Raw genomic sequence first — 18,711 nt, forward strand, 5'->3', positions numbered from 1 at the left:
AAGAGATGCGCCTTAAGCGTATGCAGCGACGGTAGGTCGGCGGCTCTTCGCTGGCTCCGTTTCGACCGTCATACGTCGCGTCGCGAACACGAGTGCGGCGAAGAAGACCAGCGTGGACGTGTTGGTCTGAATGGTTGGATTAATCATGGTCAGACCAGTGATACCGACGGCGAGGAGTACTGCGAAGAGCCGGTACGAGCCCATGCCCTTCGTCGCCTTAATGGTTCGGATAACCCCGAAGATCATAAACGCCGCCAATCCAGCCGTGCCTATGATCCCGACGCCGACCACGCTCTCCAGCCATGTGTTATCGAGGTTGCTATAGCCACGGAACAGACTGTCACGCGCAGGTAACCCGACACGGTGACCGCTGTAGTATCCCCACCCCCACCACTCGTCGCCTTCGATCAGTGCTGGCACTCGATCCCACACGACGGTACGTCCGGTCAAGGTTGACAAGCCCTGCGCGTCCTGGCCTCGGACTACAAAGTCGGTGACAGTCACTCTGATGTCCTCGCGGGTCCACGCCCACCAGCCTCCGGCCACGGCTGCGGTAGCGGCGAACCAGCCGATGATATTTGCGTTCTGACTTCGGTGCATGGCGCGCACCAGGCAGGCGATGATGATGATCAGCGAGACGGCTGTGACGACGCGGGAGCGTGTTCCGAGCAGGAGCAGGAAGTACACCACTACAAGAAGGACACTCCACGGCGCCCGGGTTGTCCACTTCGGGCCAATCTTCAGGCAGACGGCTGCGATCCCGATCCCGGCCACGAGGCCAAACAGGTTCGATGCAATCGCCGGTAATACGCTGTGGATGCGAGGTTCCTCACCGAATATATCCGTGGAGTAAGTGCGCGATGGCCAGATGACCAACTGTATTAATGTCGCGATCAGGATCGCGTGCGCGACAGCGATGATTCCACCGATCATCTCCTGAACACTGTCGTACAGCGTCGAGAGTTTTGCCAGACACAAATATGTCGCGACGAGTGGAACCAACTTCAAGATTGTCAGCCGTGGATCGACCGACCAAAGGGAGCTGAGACCGGCCACCGCGACGAAGAAGAAGAGCCCAACCTCAGCCAAACCGTTACGGAGTGGGCGCCCTTTCGGAACCCTCATTCCAACGGTAACGAGGAAGAAGAGAGCTAGACCTCCGCCGCCACGAACCAGCTCGAGGGGGCCGACGCCACCCACCTCATGCAGGCCTTTACCGACGGTGTAAATAATCGGCATAAAGGCACCCAGCCAGAGAAGTACGCGGGCGCGTCGTATCCGCACCGACTCCTCGGAAACCTTCAACTCTGGCTGTCTGCTCAGGGTTTGCATGGGGTGAGTGTAGCGATGAGCAGACTGACCAGCATGTTTCACTAGGAGATGGTCTTAACCGAGCGCGGTATCCGTCGCAGGCGAGACGTGCACATGGTCGACGTAGAGGTCGGCGTCGAAGTTGTAGACCCGGAAGTACAATTTCCCGATCTCCGCTCCCGCTACAGCGGTCACATCGAACGTGCCCTGCACCCACGTATCCGACGTGATGCTCGACGCCGTGTACTGGGTATTGAGGAGATTGTTCGCACCACCGTCGTACAACTGCACCATCGGGCCGATCTGAGCTGACGTGCCCTGAGTGCGCCGCACACTGCGTGCCCGGTACGTCACCCGCATCGCCGTATTCGGCTTCCACTTGATGAACTGACTCGCCGCCGTCTGACCAGTGGACGATTCCTGATGAATGAACAGCGACCGCGAACCACCAAACCCAACCACAGGCGTGTCTGCCACCGACGCCACACTGTTCGGGGCGGTTGCGCCAGCATCCCACGACCCGAGGGCTGGATCTTCGAAACCGGGGTCGAGGATGTTGCTCGGTTGCGCTGGGAACGCTTCAGCAGCCGTCATGCACGGAACACCCAACGATTGCGCTGTGTTCATCGCCACTTCGAGCCGACCCGACGACAGCAGCCCGGCAGGGTCGTGTGCGTAGATCACCACAGTCACCGGGGTGGTCGCCGCGAGACGGATCAACTCGAGCACCTTCGACTGTGATGCCGCGTTGTCGTTCCACCCGTACCGGCGCACCACGAACGGGGTGGTGAACCTGTCATACATGGCGGAGACGTGCACCCCGGTCGTGTCGAGGAGGCGGTCATACCGAAGGTACAACTCGGTGTCTGTGGTGGCGTTCCTTCCGGCGGGCGAGTTCGACGTGCCGTATGGATACGAGAACGTGCGAACGTCACGCCCGATCATGTCGGTCAGCCACGACTTGTCATACTCATCTGCGCGCTGCGCGGCGGTGATCTGCGTGAGGTTGGCGTGCGTCTTGGAATGCTGTGCGATCTCATGCCCACCATTAGCTGCAAGAGATTGGACGGCCGCCTGCGTGATCGTCGTTCCAACGCGGCTCTGCGTGACACAGAATGTGTGCCGCTGATTGCGTGCGGCCGCCATGTCCGCGACCTGCGTCCAGTTCGTATAGCCGTCGTCCCACGTGAACACCACTGCGCCACGTGCGTACGACGCGGCAAGGTCGGAGTTTCTTGCGTACACGGTGGAGCCGGACACCGGGGCATAAGTGGCATCTTCGGCAATCTACGATAATTGTCACTTACGGATCCGTGGCACTGGTCAAGGACCAACCCTGTCGGCTACTTCGAGCTGGAACAGTCCGATGAAACGACATCGGGCTGCAGATCCGGCGCTTCGGTGATTGGAATCCGTGGCATACAGGCGCGCGTGGCGCCGTCCGCACAAGACCGACCGACTCGCATGTGAAGCCGCCTCGGGTTACGGTGTCTCAGAACATTCCGACCGGGGGGTCGAAGTGCATGCCGCGACTTCCGCGGAATCGCCGTACTCGAGGGAGCTTTGATGCAATCCGTTCTGAAGAAGACCGCTGTGGCCGTTGTCGGGGTGGGAGCGCTGGCGCTGTGCGTGCCGGGGACCGCGTCCGCGGCAGGTAACCCGTCCGTAGGGGCGTCGGGCACGCCCGGCTCGATCACCGTCGATTTCGACTTCGCCGGGGTGGACGTCGCCGGCGGTGTCACCTGCGTGACCTACGTGTCGACCAAGCAGAGCGGGCTCGACGCCGCCGATCCGTCGGGCCGCGCCGATGCACAGGCGCCCGGCTCGAAGTTCTCCGTCGAGAACACCAGCACCTCCGCCATCACCTTCGTCCAGGACGGCCAGCCCGTCTCCCAGGGCCCGCAGCCCATCGCGGCCGGCACCTACTACGTGTACTGGGGTTGCCAGGACGCCGCCGGCACCCAGTGGGACAACGTCGGCCTGAAGTCCGGCGCGCCGTTCCAGAACCCGATCGTCGTGAACGTCGCCGGCGACGGCGCCGCTCCCGCACCCGCGGCCCCGGCCGCGCAGTCCGCCCCGACCAAGTCGGAGGGGACCGTTCCGCAGGCGGACGCCGCGCCCGAGACCGACGACGTCATCGACACCCCCGAAGAGCTGATCGGTCTCGTGATCGATCTCTTCGGCGATCAGCTGCCGGACCTCTCGCAGAGCTGACCTTCGGCGCGCGCAGGCGGCATCCCACCCGGGATGCCGCCGCCGCGTGCTTCGCGGGAGTGACAGTTGCATTCGCGCACGGTCGCGCCGGGCGCGCGTTCGATAGGGGAGGGACATGGGCGGAGGAGCCGCGACCGACGCGGTGGTCCTGGTAGGAGGAAAGGGAACGCGTCTGCGGCCCCTGACGCTGTCGGCGCCCAAGCCGATGCTGCCCACGGCGGGGCTGCCCTTTCTGACGCATCTGCTCGCGCGGATCAGGAGCGCGGGCATCACCCACGTGGTGCTCGGTACGTCGTTCAAGGCCGAGGTGTTCGAGGAGTACTTCGGTAGCGGCGAGAGCATGGGGCTGGAGATCGAGTACGTCACCGAGACCGAGCCGCTCGGCACCGGCGGCGGCATCCGCAACGTGATGCCCCACCTGCGCTCCGACAACGTCATGGTGTTCAACGGCGACGTACTCGGCGGCAGCGACCTGCGCGAGATCCTGCACACGCACGAGGTCAACCACGCCGACGTAACGCTGCACCTCGTGCGCGTCGCCGATCCACGCGCCTTCGGATGCGTGCCCACCGACGCGGACGGACGGGTCACGGCGTTCCTGGAGAAGACACAGGATCCGCCGACCGATCAGATCAACGCCGGCTGCTACGTCTTCCGTCGCGAGTGGATCGAGAAGATCCCGGCCGGACGTCCCGTCTCGGTGGAGCGGGAGGTGTTCCCGGCGCTGCTCGTCGACGGCGCCCGCGTGTTCGGCCACGTCGACGCCGCGTATTGGCGTGACATGGGGACGCCGGACGACTTCGTCAAGGGCTCGGCCGACCTGGTCCGGGGAATTGCGCCGTCCCCGGCGCTCGACGGTGAGCGCGGCGAGGCCCGCATACACCCGACAGCCCGCGTCGCCCCTGGGGCGATGCTGATCGGCGGAACCGTGGTCGGCCGCGACGTCGTGGTCGGTGGCGGAGCCCGGCTCGACGGAGTCGCGGTGTTCGACAGCGCACGCATCGACGCGGGAGCGGTGGTGGAGCGCTCGATCGTGGGATTCGGTGCCCGGATCGGGCCGCGTGCTCTGGTTCGTGACGCCGTGATCGGCGACGGCGCCGAGGTCGGAGCCCGCTGTGAACTGCTACGCGGCGCGCGGGTGTGGCCGGGAGTCGTCCTGCCGGACGGCGGGGTCCGGTTCTCCACCGACGTGTAGAGGCATGCAGGACAAGCTGATCCGGTTCCGGGGAGGAGCTCGATGTATCCGCTTCGCGGGGCCGTTCGCAACTATTCGTGGGGTTCGCACACCGCGCTGGCCGAGCTGACCGGCCGGCCTGCGCCGACCGAGGAACCCGAGGCCGAATTGTGGCTCGGTGCCCATCCGGCGGCCCCGGCCGTGGTGGACGAAGACGGCACCACGGTGTCGCTGCTCGATCTCATTGCTCGCGATCCCGAAGGCCAGCTCGGATCGGAATGTGCCCGAGAATTCGACGGTCGGCTGCCGTTCCTGTTGAAAGTCCTCGCGGCCGAGCAGCCGCTCTCGTTGCAGGCGCATCCGAGCCGGGCGCAGGCTCGGGAGGGGTTCGCGCGTGAGAACGACGCCGGAATTCCATTGGGCGCACCGCACCGCAACTATCGGGACGACAACCACAAGCCCGAGATGGTCGTGGCGCTGAGCCGTTTCGAGGCGCTGGCCGGCTTTCGGGCCCCGACCGAGACGGTCGAGTTCCTTCGTGACCTGAGCGTCCCCGAACTGACTCCCTACGCGTCGGAGTTGGGCGACCACCTCGACGCGACGGGGCTGCGCGCCCTGTTCACCGCGTGGATGACGCTGCCGACCAAGTCTCTCGTCGCGTTGACGGACGCCGTTCTGGCCGGGTGCGAGCGCTACCTGGCGGCGCGGGCCGGCTCGGACGACGAGTTCACCGTCGCGGCACGCACCGCCCTCGACCTCGGCCGGGTCTACGCCGAGGACCCGGGCGTCATCGCGTCGCTCCTGCTCAACCGGGTGACCATGGAACCGGGCGACGCGTTGTTCCTGCCGGCGGGCAACCTCCACGCATACCTGCGGGGCACAGCCGTGGAAATCATGGCGAACTCGGACAACGTGCTCCGCGGCGGGCTCACGTCCAAGCACGTGGACGTGCCGGAACTGCTGCGCGTGCTCGACTTCGAAGCGCTCGACGTGCCGTGGGAGCGACCGCATATCGGCGGCGGCACGTCCGTGTACGTGCCGCCGGTGCGGGAGTTCGAGTTGATGCGGGCCGAATTGGACCTCTCGGGCGGCGCGACCACGTCCGTCGCATTCGAGTCCGGGATGCCCCGAATCGTGCTGTGCACGGCGGGGGCGGTCGAATTGCGCGGTGGAGAGCAGACCGTGGGCCTCGAGCGGGGTGAGTCGACGTGGATCCCGGCCACCGATCCCGACGTGACGGTGTGCAGCGCAACTGCGCACGCCATCGTGTTCGGTGCAACGGTGCCACTGCTGTAATACAACTGTGGCCCGGCACCGGCCGGGCCACAGTTCGTGTTCTAGGTTTCCGGGTCGATCTGCTTGAGCCGGTCGGTCAGCCAGGACCGGAGCATCGGGCCGTACTCCGCGCTGGCCAGGGCGGAATCGACACAGGCTCGCAGATACCCGCCCGGATTGCCGAGGTCGTGCCGCGAGCCGCGGTGGACAACGACGTGTACGGGGTGGCCCTCGTCGATCAGCAGCGAGATGGCGTCGGTGAGCTGCAGTTCCCCGCCCACGCCGGGCTTCACGCGGCGCAGCGCATCGAAGATCGCGCGGTCGAGGAGGTAGCGGCCGGCAGCGGCGAGGGTGGACGGAGCGTCCTCGAGCTTCGGCTTCTCGACCATGCCGAGAACCTTCATCACATCCGGGTTCGTGACACCGGGAACCTCCTGGACCTCGAAGACGCCGTACGAACTGACCTGCGACTTCGGCACGTCTATCGCGCAGAGGACGCTGCCGCCGCGCTCGGCACGCACACGGGCCATCACCTCCAGGACACCGCACGGCTGGACGAGATCGTCGGGCAGGAGGACCGCAATAGCGTCCTCGTCGTCGTCGAGGGCCTGCTCGGCGCAACCGACGGCATGCCCGAGCCCAAGCGGCTCCGCCTGGACGACGGATTCGACATCGAGCAAGCTCGGTGCCTTGCGCACCTTCTCGAGCAGGTGGTGCTTCCCTTTGGACTCCAGATGGTTCTCCAGGACCAGGTCCTCAACGAAGTGCCCGACCACGCCGGCCTTGCCTGGTGCGGTCACAATGACGAGACGGCTCGCGCCCGACTCGGCGGCCTCCGAAGCGACCAGTTCGATCCCGGGGGTATCAACGACGGGAAGGAGCTCCTTGGGCACCGTCTTGGTGGCGGGAAGGAACCGCGTGCCCATGCCGGCGGCGGGCACCACCGCCGTCTTGAAGACGCTCGGGTTCTCGGCGATGAATTCGCCCATGACGACACCTCGTCCTTACGTATAGGGGCAGACTGGATTCCCCTTGCTGGAGAAATCCGCGCCAATGGGAATGTCGAGTGAATCAGGCTCGCGCCGGAGGCCCCGGAGGGGGAGGAATGGTGCCGTGAGACTGCGCGACAATCGAATCCTAGTCGTCTTGTCTATGAACCGCGATACGGCAAGCGGGCGCCGAGTGGGGAATGCGGGCCGGTATCCACCCGAGTGCTTTTCACGGCCCTGCACTCAGGTCGGATCGGGCGTCGAGCGCCTACACCGACGTCGTCCGAGTTCGGTAGGTACCTCCGGAAATCTGGGCATCGACGATCGAAACTGTGCACGGCAAAACTAGTCCGAAACAAATACCAACCACCTGCATCTACCTGTCCGGATGAATTGGTCATATGTCCAGTTGGTTGCTCGACTTTGCGTGGAAACCTGAGTGGTGTGTGACATTTCACACGGTAACGTTGACCTGCTGAATTCCGAATGCTACGGGCCGTTAGGGGCGGTACATACCGCCTGACCTGCAACTTGCTGAGAAGTTACTGAGAAGTAAGGGGTCCACGCTGGTCAGAGGCCGCAAACGCGGCGGTGCGCAGAAGCCCGACCGAGATGCAAGACGCGGCTCAATACTCCAAGATGATCCCTACCGAGGGCAGCGCAGGTTGAGACGTGTGCAGTGCGGGGAGGTACTCGCGCATGTCGACGCCGTCCGCGCGATCGTCCCTGGGTAGTCGCACCGACGCGGGCATTTCGCTCGTTTGGCGCTCGGGGAGGGGACAGGATGGAATCAGCGGTGGGGCAAGCCGACCGGATACAAGCCCGAGTCGACGCGACGACGGACGCATCGACTCGGGGGGGTCCGTACTCGGTTGGAGACCGGACCGTCAACACTCGTTGGTCTTGGCAGGGTGCATACGTCAAACGCCTATTCTGGACCGACAACATCATCGTAGTGCTGGCCGTTGTACTGGCACACGTCGTGCGCTTCGGCCAGTCTGACCTGTTAGCGACACCGACGTTCAGCGAGTTGAACTACGCGGCGATATCACTCTGTTTCGCCACTGCTTGGATCGGCACCCTAATTCTCTTCCGTTCACGATCCAGACGCGTAATCGGCAGCGGCTACGAGGAGTATCAGCGAGTCATTGCTGGCACGCTACGACTTTTCGGCGCAATCGCAATCATTTCTCTCGTATTCAAGCTTGACCTGGCTCGCGGCTATCTCGCGATCGCTTTGCCCGTTGGACTGGTGGCTCTGCTGTTCAGCCGATGGACCTGGCGTCGTGTCGTCGCCCGAAAGCGGAGCCGGGGCGAGTTCCAGACCTCGGTCCTCGTTGTCGGTGGTGAACGCGCCGTACGGCACATGACGAAGACCTTCCAACGTGAGACCTCCGATGGCTACCGAGTCGTCGGAGTCTGCGTTCCGCGGTACGCAGGCGGGCGTGGTGAGCATATCGAGGTGAATGGGACCCGGATCGCGATCTACGGCGACGAGCATTCCGTAGTGGAGGCGCTCACCGAGTCGGGTGCGGACACCGTTGTTGTCACCGCTACGGAAACGCTTGGCCACGAGGGAATCCGGAACCTTGTATGGGAACTCGAACCGCACGAGGCGGATTTGGTGGTGGCAACGGGCGTCGTCGACGTGGCTGGTCCGCGCATGGAGATGCGTCCCGTTGCCGGACTACCCCTCATTCATGTAGAGAAGCCCAGTTACCACGGGGCCAAGCGAAGTGGGAAACGCGCCTTCGATCTGATGTTTTCGCTCATGGCACTACTAGTCTTGGCGCCCGTGTTCGCCGCTGTGGCAATCGCGATCAAGCTCGACAGCAAGGGGCCGGTGTTCTATCGGTCTGAACGCATCGGGCTCGATGGCAAGCCCTTCGGCATGATCAAGTTTCGATCGATGGTCACTGACGCCGATCGGCAAGTGACTGCACTCATGGAACGAAACGAAGGGGCGGGCCTCCTATTCAAGATGCGAGACGACCCACGCGTAACGCGGGTTGGCAGGCTCATTCGTCGCTATAGCATCGACGAACTGCCGCAGTTCATAAACGTCGTTCGCCGTGACATGAGCGTCGTTGGCCCGCGCCCACCGCTGCGCCGAGAAGTGGAGAACTACGACGGACTGATTAGGCGCCGGCTCCTCGTTCTTCCTGGCGTGACAGGCCTGTGGCAAGTAAGCGGTCGATCGGATCTCTCGTGGGATGAGTCGGTTAGGCTCGATCTATCGTACGTAGAGAATTGGTCAATGGTGAGCGACCTCCTAATAGTTGGCAAGACGATCAAGGCTGTCGCGGTGGGCGGTGGCGCGTACTAGGAGCCCACATGAACATCTTCTGGTCGATCGAGCGAGCGAGTGTTGGGATGAATTCCGGTCGGGAAAGGGATTGCGCGTCAATGTCTGACTCGTGGTTGCGTGTACCTTGCGGTGCCGGGAGTGGTGACCGAAGTGTTCGATTGCCCCATGACGGGCACGGAGAAACTGTGGGGAGCGAGACCATGCTGCGTGCGAGGCCGCGAGTCAGCATCATCCTGCCCTACCTCAACAGCTACCGGGTGCCGTTGCTGCAGGTGCTGGACGCCAAGTTGGCGGCCAAGGGGATCGAGCTGGATGTTGCCACCGGCACTCCCGAGGGCGTTGATGTGGCACGCGGGGACGGTGCCACTGGATACCCGACCCGTGAGCTGCGGAAACTGGGGGTACCCACCCCCAGAGGTCGCCTCTACATTCGGCGTCTCGATGATCGGATCCGCACCGCGGACATAATTGTGGTCGAACACGCTATCAAGAACCTCGACAGCCATGTCCTGCTCTTTCGGCCGCGCACCACAAAGGTCGCGATCTGGGGGCACGGACGGACGATCACCAAACCGCAGTCGGTACTTGAGAATTGGGCACAGCGGGCCATGATTGCCCGAGCCGACTGGTACTTCGGATACACCCCGGGGAGCGTCGAACGTGCAGCGGCGATGGGGATGCCCACCGCCCGGTGCACCAACGTGCAGAACACAGTCGACACCGAGCGCTTGAAGAAGCTTCGCCGCGAATACCCCCGCGGTACCGGTGAAGTGTGGCCGGCGCTATACGTGGGCGGCCTCGACGAGTCCAAACGCCTCGACTTCCTGCTCGACGCCAGTAGGAGAATCCACGCCCGGGACCCGCGATTCCGGCTGATCATCGTCGGCAACGGCCGTGACCGTGACAAGGTGGAAGCGGTTGCAGGCGAAAAATGGTGTAGCTACCTGGGGAATTTCCCGCTCGCCGCAAACTTCCCCGCTGTCAAGGATGCCAACGTGATCCTGATGCCCGGACGGGTGGGGCTAGCCGCTGTGGACTCCTTCGCCATCGAGGCACCGATCGTCACCACCCGATGGGGATGGCACGCTCCAGAGTTCGAGTACCTCACCGACCAAAACTCAATCATCACCGACGACCGAGTCGAGGACTATGTCGACCGGGTCCTGGATCTGATGCAATCACCGAACACGCTCCAGGACCTGCAGCAGCAGTGCGCGAATACTGTAGAGCAACTGTCCGTCGAGGACATGGCCACCCGGTTCACTGATGGCCTCGTCGCCCTTCTCGACTCAACACGGAGGGCCTGCCGGTGACCAGGTCGTTGACCGTATCCGTCTTTCAGGACTGGGCGGCGAATGCTGGCAACCCGAAGGCGCGGATCGTGCTCGTTACCTTCCGCCTCGCCCACGCCCTGCGGTCGACCCGGTACTGGCGGATCAACCCGGCGGTCCTCCTTGTCGGTGTCGTCTACCGCGTCATGGTCGAGTGGATTCTAGGGATAGAGATCCCGTGGAAGACGAAGATTGGTCCAAACTTTGTCGTGTACCACGGAATCGGGATCGTGATCAATGACGGCACGATCATCGGCCGGGGCGTAACACTGCGACACAACGTCACACTCGGCACGAAAACCCACGGCGGCCCGGCCCCTCGAATCGAGGACGACGTCGAAATCGGCGCCAGCGCGATCATCATTGGCGACATCACGATCGGACGCGGCGCGGTGGTCGGGGCGGGCGCGGTCGTTTCCAAAGACGTGCCGGCCGGGGCGGTCGTCGTCGGCAATCCCGCCCAGATCGTGAGCGGGTCGCAGGTCGCAGCGGTAGCGGATGGCGTAGGGGATCGATGACCGGCCCGGCAGCTGTGGAGGCCGGCCTGCGGCGTCGCGCCCTGGCTGCGGCCTTGCCGGCACTGAGCGTCGCGCTGACCGGAATCACCAATCTCACGATGACCGTCGGTGTGCAGGCTTTCGCCGGTATCGAGACCCTGGGTGCGTTCTCGCTGATCTATGCGCCCGCCGTGGTTGGCCTCGCGATCCAACGGTTGGTGCTCAGTCAGACGCTGATGCGGGGAGCGCACGTCAGCCGGGTGGCCGGTCTGCCGCTGGCGCTGGTTCTGATGTGGATGTCCTTCCCCGGGCTGTCGGCGCTTATGTCGGTGATCGTCTCTGGACCGGCGGTCTTCAAGTTATTGCCGCTGTTGTGCTGCCTGTCGCTGTTCCAGGACTTCCTGAGATACATGTTTCTCGGGGCGAAAGTACCGGCAGCGGCGTTCGGTTCGGATCTGGTGTGGTTCGTGATCGGTGTGCTCGGCCTGGCGACTGCGATCGTGGTCCCTGGACATGCTCTTGAGCTGATCATCGGGACCCAGATCGTCGGCGCGACGATATCGGCGGCTGCACTCTTCAGGGTGCGCAGCCGGATCGGGACGATCCGCATCATCAAGACAGCGCCAGTGGGTCACTTATTGACCGAGGCTGCGACGATCTCAACGCTTCCGCAGGTCAGCCAGTACATCATCGCCGGGTTCGTTGGGATTTCAGTAGTGGGAGAGTTCCGATCGGCGCAGCTCCTGATCGTTCCGGTCACGATGTTGGCGACTCAAGCCCAAGCGATCGTCTTCCCTCGTCTGGACCCCGAAGACCGAAGTGCGGTGAAACGGTGGTCCCTCCTGTGTGGAACCGCCGCAGGAATCCTCGGACTCGTTCTGATGTTTGCCCGCGCGATAAATCCCCTCGGGGTCTTCGACCTCTTGGGATTCGGTGACAGTTCCTCGTTCTACTGGACCTTGGGTGCTCTCACGCTCGGCGCTGCACTGAGCCTCTACCTCATGATCTACATGGTCCGCATCCGAATAGTTCTCCCCCAATCCTATTGGCTGCGATGGCGGATTGGTGCCGCAGTCATCGAGCCACTCGCGTCGGTGGGAGCGGGAATCGCCTTCGGTGCTCCAGGGTTAGCGCTCGGCTTCGTTACCTCCAACGCGGCAACGCTGGTCGGCTTGGCCGCGAAGGAGCGAATCACGCCGGTCTCGGGATCGCCACCCCATGTGCATAGCTCACCGAACGGGTGAGCTAACCCGAATCACCCCGCGGCGCAGCGAATACGCCGATACACATCGCTGATGCGCTGAATCCACGCTTCCTCCGAGTATTGCTGCTGATACGTGGCATGGGCCCGCGTGCGGGCGTCCTTGTCGCGCTCAACGTTCGCCAATGCGGTCTTTAGCGAACCATTTCCGTGAGTCAAAGTGAACACCGCACCGCCGCCGCCGGCGGTGAGTTCGTCGGCAGATGCGCACTGGTCGGAGACCACGATCGGCGTGCCCGAACCCAGCGCCTCGAGTGCCACCGTGGGGATACCCTCCGACCACAGGCTCGGTAGAACCAGCCCGCAGGCATTGGTAATCGCCTGCCGTGCTGCGTGTCCCGGGAGGGCCCCGTGAAATTGAAACCTCCCTGGCTGGCGTCTGGCTGCCAGTGCAACAGTGTCAGCGAGTGGTCCTGCGCCGATGATGTCGAGTTGTCGATCCGCTGGCCAATTCTCAAGAAGCCACGAAATTCCTTTTTCTGCGACGAGTCGGCCCACGTACACCCAATTACCGTGACCATCGATACGTGGTTGATCGCCCATTGTGGCCGCAAAGTTCGGGATCAAATTCACGTCCGAGTGAGGAAATAGTGAACAAAATTTGCCATACGCTGCCGAATTTAGCACAACAAGTGCTCTCGAGTTCGACAAAACCGGCGATTTAGTACCCCTGGATCGCGTGGACCACGCAAGCGGCAGCGTTGCAATAGTCGAATTTCGATAGCATTTGTTTTTCACCGCCCGAATGGAACCATGATCGAGGCATTCGGTGCAGTCGTTGCCGTCCCGCCATAGGGTCGCCCCGGCACAGATGGTGCGGTAGTTGTGCAGGGTGGCGACGGTCTGCGGCCCCCATTGGTGCAGCCAGGAGGTGCCCCAATTCGGGAACAGATTGTGGACATGGACGACGTCGGGCCCGAACTCTTCCAGGGCCGGCCTCGGGTCCGGTCCGGTCAGGTGCGCGGCGGTCAGGAGCGCACGGGCCTTGTACAGCGGCTTGGAGGCCTCGGTGTCGGTGTGCCGGGCAACGAGGAGCACCTCATGTCCCGCACGGCGCAGCGCCTCGGCTTGCGCCTCAACTACGGTGTTCTCACCGCTCGGCTGGGCGCTCGTGTAAAAGCTGTGGACCAGAGCGATCTTCACGACTTAGGCCGATTCCGTCATTGCAGAGCGTAGAAATTGAATGTTTCCGAGCAGATACCGGCGCCAGAGTCGGCGCGGTTCGGTCGCGAGCCGGTACACCCACTCGGTTCCGGAATTCTGCATCCACACCGGCGCCTCCTTTGCGGTCCCGGCAACGAAGTCGAACGCCGCCCCGACCGCCGCACACGGTCGACCGACACGTTTGGCCAGCTCGACGGCCACGAAGTCCTGCTTTGGAGTGCCCAGTGCCACCCAGATCAACTGCGCGTCGGTCGCGGCGACGCGCGCTGCGCAATCGCGATAGAAGTCTTCGTCGAGGGGTGCGAACGGGGGTGCGAAACGACCCGAAATCCGGGTTCCGGGGAACCTGTCAGCCACCGCGGCCTCAAGGTTTTCCAAAGTCTCCTGGGTGGTCCCAAGAAAGAAGTGCCCCACATTGTCCTTCCGGCCCGCATTCAGCGTTTCCGTGAACAGTGAGGGGCCCCGCACCCGTCCAAAAATGAAGCCCTTCTTGTGGGCGTTCTTTTTCATGAACCACGCCACGGGAGTGCCGTCCGGGAAATTCAATCCCGGACCATTCAGTAGCGACTGGTATTCCGAGTCCTGTGATGCGAGTGCTACGCAATAAGCGTTCGAAAAACGAATTGAAATGGGCTCCGATTTGATTGCTGCACGAATTACTCGGGTGACAGCGTCGGGGAGGGTGGTGACATTGAAGGGGACAGTGCCGACGCGGATTCGAACGCTGTCGGGTGCCGTGGCAGGAATCATCGTTGAGATCTTCCGGTGAAGGGGCGAGGGCGCCGCGTGGCTGAGGCCTCGGAGTTTCGCCGATTCTATTGCGCACGGGGCGATAACTCCACTTGCGGGGTGCGCAATGTGAAGATCGCGGGCATCAGGCGCCGGTGCACCAAGACCGGCACGAACCCGAACCGGTCCGAGTGTCCCTGCGATAGCAGTGATTCGGGCAGACCGCTATGCTTAGCCGGTCCGATCGGGCGATTCACTGACTAGGGGGCCGATTTGAAGCGGGCACTGATCACCGGCATCACGGGCCAAGATGGTTCGTATCTCGCGGAGCTGCTGCTCACTAAGGGATACGAAGTGCACGGCCTGATCCGCCGTTCGTCGACATTCAACACGTCCCGGATCGACCACCTCTACGTCGACCCCCACGACCCCGACGCTAAGCTGTTCCTGCACTATGGCGATCTCAGCGACGGCGCACGACTGGTCACCCTGCTCTCCCAGATTCGGCCGGACGAGGTCTACAACCTCGCCGCGCAATCGCACGTGCGCGTGAGCTTCGACGAACCGGAGCACACCGGCAACACCACTGGGATCGGCTCGGTCCGACTCCTCGAAGCCGTCCGCCTAGCAGGCCTGGACTGCCGCTTCTACCAGGCATCGAGTTCGGAAATGTTCGGTGCTACGCCCCCTCCGCAGAACGAGGACACCCCCTTCTACCCGCGATCACCCTATGGCGCCGCGAAGGTGTACTCGTACTGGGTGACACGCAACTACCGCGAGGCGTACGGTCTCTTCGCCGTCAACGGCATCCTCTTCAACCACGAGTCCCCCCGGCGCGGCGAGACCTTCGTCACCCGGAAGATCACCCGAGCGGTGGCACGGATCAAGGCCGGCGTCGAGGAACACCTCTACATGGGCAACCTCGACGCCATCCGGGACTGGGGCTACGCCCCCGAATACGTCGAAGGCATGTGGCGGATGCTGCAGGCTGATGCACCCGACGACTACTGCCTGGCCACAGGCGGGCGGTACTCGGTGCGTGACTTCCTCACTGTCGCCTTTGAGCACGCGGGCCTGGACTGGGAAAAGCATGTCCGCTTCGACGACCGGTATCTGCGCCCGACCGAGGTCGACGCGCTGATCGGCGACGCCAGCAAGGCCGAGGAGAAGCTCGGCTGGAAGGCCCGGGTACATTCCCCCGAGTTGGCGAGGATCATGGTCGACGCCGACATCCAGGCCCTGGAGCACGAAGGTCGCCCCTGGATCGACTCCCCCGCACACCCGGACTGGGCGATTCTGTGATGACCGACAACCCCGTGCCGCGCCTCCTCGATCGATCCGCACCCTTCTACGTCGCCGGGCACCGCGGCCTCGTCGGATCTGCCATCTGGAGGCACCTCGAATCGAAGGGATTCGAGCACCTGATCGGCCGCGCGTCAACTGAACTCGACCTTCGCGACCGCGGCGCTGTCTTTGCGTTCTTCGCCGAGCAGCGCCCCCGCAATGTGGTCCTCGCGGCAGCGAAGGTCGGAGGCATCCTCGCCAACAACACCTACCCCGTCGACTTCCTCTCTGAGAATCTCCGCATTCAGGTCAACGTCCTGGACGCCGCGCTCGAACATCGCGTCGAACGACTGCTCTTCCTAGGCTCGTCCTGCATCTACCCGAAGTTGGCCGATCAGCCTATCAAGGAGGAGTACCTGCTCACGGGGCACCTCGAGCCCACTAACGACGCCTATGCCATCGCCAAGATCGCCGGCATCGTGCAGATCCAAGCGGTCCGCCGCCAGTACGGGCTCCCATGGATCTCGGCGATGCCGACCAACCTCTACGGTCCCGGCGACAACTTCTCCCCGCAAGGCTCCCATGTCCTTCCGGCGCTGATCCGCCGCTTCGATGAGGCCCGCCGCGACGGCGTCGACTCGGTGACGAACTGGGGTACCGGATCACCGCGCCGCGAGTTCCTGCACGTCGAGGACATGGCGTCCGCGTGCCTGCACCTGCTCGAGCATTACGACGGCCCCGACCAGGTCAATGTCGGTACCGGTGAGGACCTGACGATCAAGGAGATCGCTCAGATCGTCGCCGACGAGGTCGGCTACACCGGCCGCATCGAATGGGACACCAACAAACCGGACGGCACCCCCCGCAAACTCCTTGACGTCTCCACCCTGCGGTCCTCCGGGTGGGAACCGAAGATCGGGCTACGCGAGGGGATCGCAGCGACCATCGCGTGGTATCGCGACAATGTCGCTGCCCTACGTAGCTGATCACCCATCTTTGCCGATAGGACACATTCAATGATGACGAGACTGCCGTGACCGCCCGAATCGCCGTCTTCGGCACCGGATACCTCGGTGCCACACACGCGGCCTGTATGGCCGAACTCGGCCACGACGTGATTGGCGTCGACATTGACCCGGCGAAGATCGGGAAGCTCACCGCTGGTGAGGTCCCGTTCTACGAACCGGGCCTTGAAGATGTGCTGCGTCGCAACATCGCCGCCGGTCGCCTGCGCTTCACCGACTCCTATCAGGAGGCGGCGGATTTCGCAGACGTGCACTTTCTCGGCGTCGGCACCCCGCAGAAGAAGGGAGAGTTTGCTGCCGACCTGACCTATGTCGACGCGGTCATCGACACCCTTGCGCCCCTGATTACTGGCCCCGCGGTCATCTTTGGCAAGTCCACCGTCCCGGTGGGCACGGCCCAGCGCCTGCGCGCACGTGCCCACGAACTCTCCCCGGCTGGCGGTGACCTTGAGGTCGCATGGAACCCGGAATTCCTTCGCGAAGGATTCGCGGTGCAGGACACCCTGCACCCGGACCGGCTCGTCCTCGGCGTCGACCGAGACCGCCCCGGCAGAGCCGAGGCCGTCGCGCGTGAGGTCTATGCCCAGCTCATTGATGAAGCCATCCCCTTTTTGGTCACTGACCTCGCCACGGCCGAGCTCGTCAAGACCTCAGCGAATGCATTTCTGGCGACGAAGATTTCGTTTATTAACGCCATATCGGAAGTCTGCGAAGCCTCCGGGGCCGACGTCACCGTATTGGCCGACGCCATCGGTCACGACGCCCGTATCGGCCGGCGGTTCCTCAACGCGGGGCTCGGGTTCGGCGGCGGCTGCTTGCCCAAGGACATCCGTGCGTTCATGGCCCGCGCTGGCGAACTCGGCGCCGACCAGGCACTGACGTTTCTCCGGGAGGTCGACAACATCAACATGCGTCGCCGAACCCGGATGGTCGAGTTGGCCCGCGAAGCGTGCGGGTCCTTGCTCGGCGCTCGTGTCGCGGTTCTTGGTGCCGCGTTCAAGCCTGATTCCGACGACGTCCGAGACTCACCGGCTTTGAATGTCGCCGGGCAGATTCAGCTACAGGGCGCCGCGGTCACCGTGTACGACCCGAAGGCGAACGCGAATTCCCAGGCTCTTTTTCCTACACTGGGATACGCGGACAGTGTGCTCGACGCGTGTGAGGGTGCCGATGTAGTCCTGGTGCTGACGGAGTGGCCAGAGTTCCAGAAGCTGCAACCCGCTGACATAGCCGGCGTTGTTCGCAAGCAGGCGCTGATCGACGGGCGCAACTGCCTCGACCCGAGCCACTGGCGTGACGCCGGCTGGACGTACCGAGGGTTGGGCAGACCGTAAGCGCCGCGGACAGAAACGAGGTTGCAGCGTCTGCCCCACCGCCTTGTCGATTGACGCGACCGCCAATATGACCTCCCCATCGATACCGAGACAGCGCGGATTGGTGGCTGTGGTGCCACTGGCTGACTGACCCACCAGAAGTGCACCTCCATGAGTCCCGCAAGACCGCCCCGGAACCAACCTTGGCGATCATTCATACAGACTCCAAGGATCGGTCTCGTTTGATGTAGGAGAGAATGACCCGATGGGAATGATGGAAATCCTGGTCGCCCGGCGAAAGTCGAGGTGGGCGCGCGAGGTGCTCGCGGTGTATGGCGTGGAGATCCCCGCGCGGGTGCACATCGGGAAGCGCTTCCACCTTGTGCACCGCGGATTTGGCACAGTCATTCACCCTGACACCATCATCGGTGACGACGTGCAGATCTACCACCAAGTCACCATAGGTCGCGCTGATGGACATCGACCTCGCTCGGAGAGTGCCATGCAGAGGGTTGAAATCGGGGACGGGGCAATCCTCTTTCCTGGCGCGAAAGTCCTGGGAGGACCCGGAGTCACTCGCGTCGGCGATGGAACAATCGTCGCCGCGAATAGCGTTCTCACCACTTCCACCGGGGACAACGAGGTCTGGGCGGGAGTACCAGCGCGGAAGGTATCGGACCGAAAATGACCACCGTTGAGAGACCGTCCGGAGTCACCCAGCCCGGGCTGCCCGGTCCGTTCTTTCTATACGTCCACGGCATCCCGCGTGATACACGACTGGTCCCCGATCCCGGCCGCTGGCCGCCTCACCGCTGGAATCGCGGCGGTGAGCCTCG

Annotated in this window: 16 protein-coding genes; 11 read left to right on the forward strand and 5 right to left on the reverse strand. The window is 63.5% G+C overall.

Translation table 11 applies throughout. The annotated features are described in order from the left end of the window. Nucleotides 1-12: 12 nt before the first annotated feature. A complete protein-coding gene (locus CQZ88_RS01305; RefSeq protein WP_081636948.1) occupies nt 13-1,332 on the reverse strand; it encodes an O-antigen ligase in 1,320 nt (439 codons plus the stop codon). Between the two features lie 54 nt (nt 1,333-1,386). Beyond that, complete coding sequence (locus tag CQZ88_RS01310; protein ID WP_180986919.1) at nt 1,387-2,571, reverse strand: polysaccharide deacetylase family protein; 1,185 nt, start codon at nt 2,569-2,571, stop codon at nt 1,387-1,389. Nucleotides 2,572-2,877: 306 nt separating this feature from the next. Here CQZ88_RS01310 and CQZ88_RS01315 point away from each other — a divergent pair, with 306 nt between their 5' ends. The 3 genes from CQZ88_RS01315 (at nt 2,878) to manA (ending at nt 5,995) form a co-directional block, all read left to right on the forward strand. Then, on the forward strand, nt 2,878-3,525 hold the full coding sequence (locus CQZ88_RS01315; RefSeq protein ID WP_006934355.1) for a hypothetical protein: 648 nt from the start codon (nt 2,878-2,880) through the stop codon (nt 3,523-3,525). Between the two features lie 115 nt (nt 3,526-3,640). Then, nucleotides 3,641-4,720, forward strand: a complete 1,080-nt coding sequence (locus CQZ88_RS01320) for a sugar phosphate nucleotidyltransferase (protein WP_102799135.1) — start codon at nt 3,641-3,643, stop codon at nt 4,718-4,720. A gap of 42 nt (nt 4,721-4,762) precedes the next feature. Then, on the forward strand, nt 4,763-5,995 hold the full coding sequence (gene manA, locus CQZ88_RS01325) for a mannose-6-phosphate isomerase, class I (protein ID WP_006934351.1): 1,233 nt from the start codon (nt 4,763-4,765) through the stop codon (nt 5,993-5,995). Nucleotides 5,996-6,036: 41 nt separating this feature from the next. Here manA and CQZ88_RS01330 read toward each other — a convergent pair whose 3' ends face one another. Beyond that, nucleotides 6,037-6,963 (reverse strand): UTP--glucose-1-phosphate uridylyltransferase, encoded by a 927-nt coding sequence (locus CQZ88_RS01330; protein WP_006934350.1) that lies wholly within the window; start codon nt 6,961-6,963, stop codon nt 6,037-6,039. A 784-nt stretch (nt 6,964-7,747) separates the two neighbouring features. Between CQZ88_RS01330 and CQZ88_RS01335 the strand changes: the two genes are divergently transcribed. The 4 genes from CQZ88_RS01335 (at nt 7,748) to CQZ88_RS01350 (ending at nt 12,343) form a co-directional block, all read left to right on the forward strand. Next, the gene (locus CQZ88_RS01335; RefSeq protein WP_102799136.1) at nt 7,748-9,289 is read left to right on the forward strand and encodes a sugar transferase; all 1,542 of its coding nucleotides are present in this window, start codon (nt 7,748-7,750) and stop codon (nt 9,287-9,289) included. A 167-nt stretch (nt 9,290-9,456) separates the two neighbouring features. Beyond that, nucleotides 9,457-10,584, forward strand: coding sequence for a glycosyltransferase family 4 protein (locus CQZ88_RS01340; RefSeq protein WP_006934348.1), 1,128 nt, complete (start codon nt 9,457-9,459; stop codon nt 10,582-10,584). Next, the gene (locus CQZ88_RS01345) at nt 10,581-11,120 is read left to right on the forward strand and encodes a serine O-acetyltransferase (protein WP_006934347.1); all 540 of its coding nucleotides are present in this window, start codon (nt 10,581-10,583) and stop codon (nt 11,118-11,120) included. The genes CQZ88_RS01340 and CQZ88_RS01345 overlap by 4 nt, the downstream gene beginning before the upstream one ends. After that, a complete protein-coding gene (locus CQZ88_RS01350; RefSeq protein ID WP_044475795.1) occupies nt 11,117-12,343 on the forward strand; it encodes a hypothetical protein in 1,227 nt (408 codons plus the stop codon). Before CQZ88_RS01345 ends, CQZ88_RS01350 begins: the two co-directional genes overlap by 4 nt. A gap of 11 nt (nt 12,344-12,354) precedes the next feature. Here the strand turns inward: CQZ88_RS01350 and CQZ88_RS01355 are convergent, their stop codons facing one another. Next, nucleotides 12,355-13,503 carry a glycosyltransferase family 4 protein gene (locus CQZ88_RS01355; protein ID WP_081636946.1) on the reverse strand — a complete coding sequence of 383 codons (1,149 nt, stop codon included), beginning with the start codon at nt 13,501-13,503 and terminating at the stop codon, nt 12,355-12,357. Nucleotides 13,504-13,506: 3 nt separating this feature from the next. After that, nucleotides 13,507-14,274, reverse strand: a complete 768-nt coding sequence (locus CQZ88_RS01360; protein WP_102799137.1) for a WecB/TagA/CpsF family glycosyltransferase — start codon at nt 14,272-14,274, stop codon at nt 13,507-13,509. A 252-nt stretch (nt 14,275-14,526) separates the two neighbouring features. Here CQZ88_RS01360 and gmd point away from each other — a divergent pair, with 252 nt between their 5' ends. From gmd to CQZ88_RS01380, 4 genes are all read left to right on the forward strand, one after another. Continuing rightward, nucleotides 14,527-15,555 carry a GDP-mannose 4,6-dehydratase gene (gmd, locus tag CQZ88_RS01365; protein ID WP_006934343.1) on the forward strand — a complete coding sequence of 343 codons (1,029 nt, stop codon included), beginning with the start codon at nt 14,527-14,529 and terminating at the stop codon, nt 15,553-15,555. Then, nucleotides 15,555-16,523: a GDP-L-fucose synthase gene (locus CQZ88_RS01370; protein WP_044475793.1), complete on the forward strand. Its 969-nt coding sequence runs from the start codon at nt 15,555-15,557 to the stop codon at nt 16,521-16,523. The genes gmd and CQZ88_RS01370 overlap by 1 nt, the downstream gene beginning before the upstream one ends. A gap of 47 nt (nt 16,524-16,570) precedes the next feature. Continuing rightward, complete coding sequence (locus CQZ88_RS01375; protein ID WP_006934341.1) at nt 16,571-17,896, forward strand: UDP-glucose/GDP-mannose dehydrogenase family protein; 1,326 nt, start codon at nt 16,571-16,573, stop codon at nt 17,894-17,896. Between the two features lie 244 nt (nt 17,897-18,140). Continuing rightward, nucleotides 18,141-18,563, forward strand: coding sequence for a serine O-acetyltransferase (locus CQZ88_RS01380; RefSeq protein WP_081636945.1), 423 nt, complete (start codon nt 18,141-18,143; stop codon nt 18,561-18,563). Nucleotides 18,564-18,711: the final 148 nt, after the last annotated feature.

The sequence above is a fragment of the Rhodococcus sp. ENV425 genome, assembly GCF_002887785.1.
Lineage (GTDB): Bacteria > Actinomycetota > Actinomycetes > Mycobacteriales > Mycobacteriaceae > Rhodococcus > Rhodococcus aetherivorans.

Excerpts from the sequence above, each read along its gene's own strand:
- CQZ88_RS01305 (WP_081636948.1), bottom strand. The coding sequence starts at position 1,332 with ATGCAAACCCTGAGCAGACAGCCAGAGTTGAAGGTTTCCGAGGAGTCG.
- CQZ88_RS01315 (WP_006934355.1), top strand. The coding sequence starts at position 2,878 with ATGCAATCCGTTCTGAAGAAGACCGCTGTGGCCGTTGTCGGGGTGGGA.
- CQZ88_RS01320 (WP_102799135.1), top strand. The coding sequence starts at position 3,641 with ATGGGCGGAGGAGCCGCGACCGACGCGGTGGTCCTGGTAGGAGGAAAG.
- manA (WP_006934351.1), top strand. The coding sequence starts at position 4,763 with ATGTATCCGCTTCGCGGGGCCGTTCGCAACTATTCGTGGGGTTCGCAC.
- CQZ88_RS01330 (WP_006934350.1), bottom strand. The coding sequence starts at position 6,963 with ATGGGCGAATTCATCGCCGAGAACCCGAGCGTCTTCAAGACGGCGGTG.
- CQZ88_RS01335 (WP_102799136.1), top strand. The coding sequence starts at position 7,748 with ATGGAATCAGCGGTGGGGCAAGCCGACCGGATACAAGCCCGAGTCGAC.
- CQZ88_RS01350 (WP_044475795.1), top strand. The coding sequence starts at position 11,117 with ATGACCGGCCCGGCAGCTGTGGAGGCCGGCCTGCGGCGTCGCGCCCTG.
- CQZ88_RS01360 (WP_102799137.1), bottom strand. The coding sequence starts at position 14,274 with ATGATTCCTGCCACGGCACCCGACAGCGTTCGAATCCGCGTCGGCACT.
- CQZ88_RS01370 (WP_044475793.1), top strand. The coding sequence starts at position 15,555 with ATGACCGACAACCCCGTGCCGCGCCTCCTCGATCGATCCGCACCCTTC.
- CQZ88_RS01380 (WP_081636945.1), top strand. The coding sequence starts at position 18,141 with ATGGGAATGATGGAAATCCTGGTCGCCCGGCGAAAGTCGAGGTGGGCG.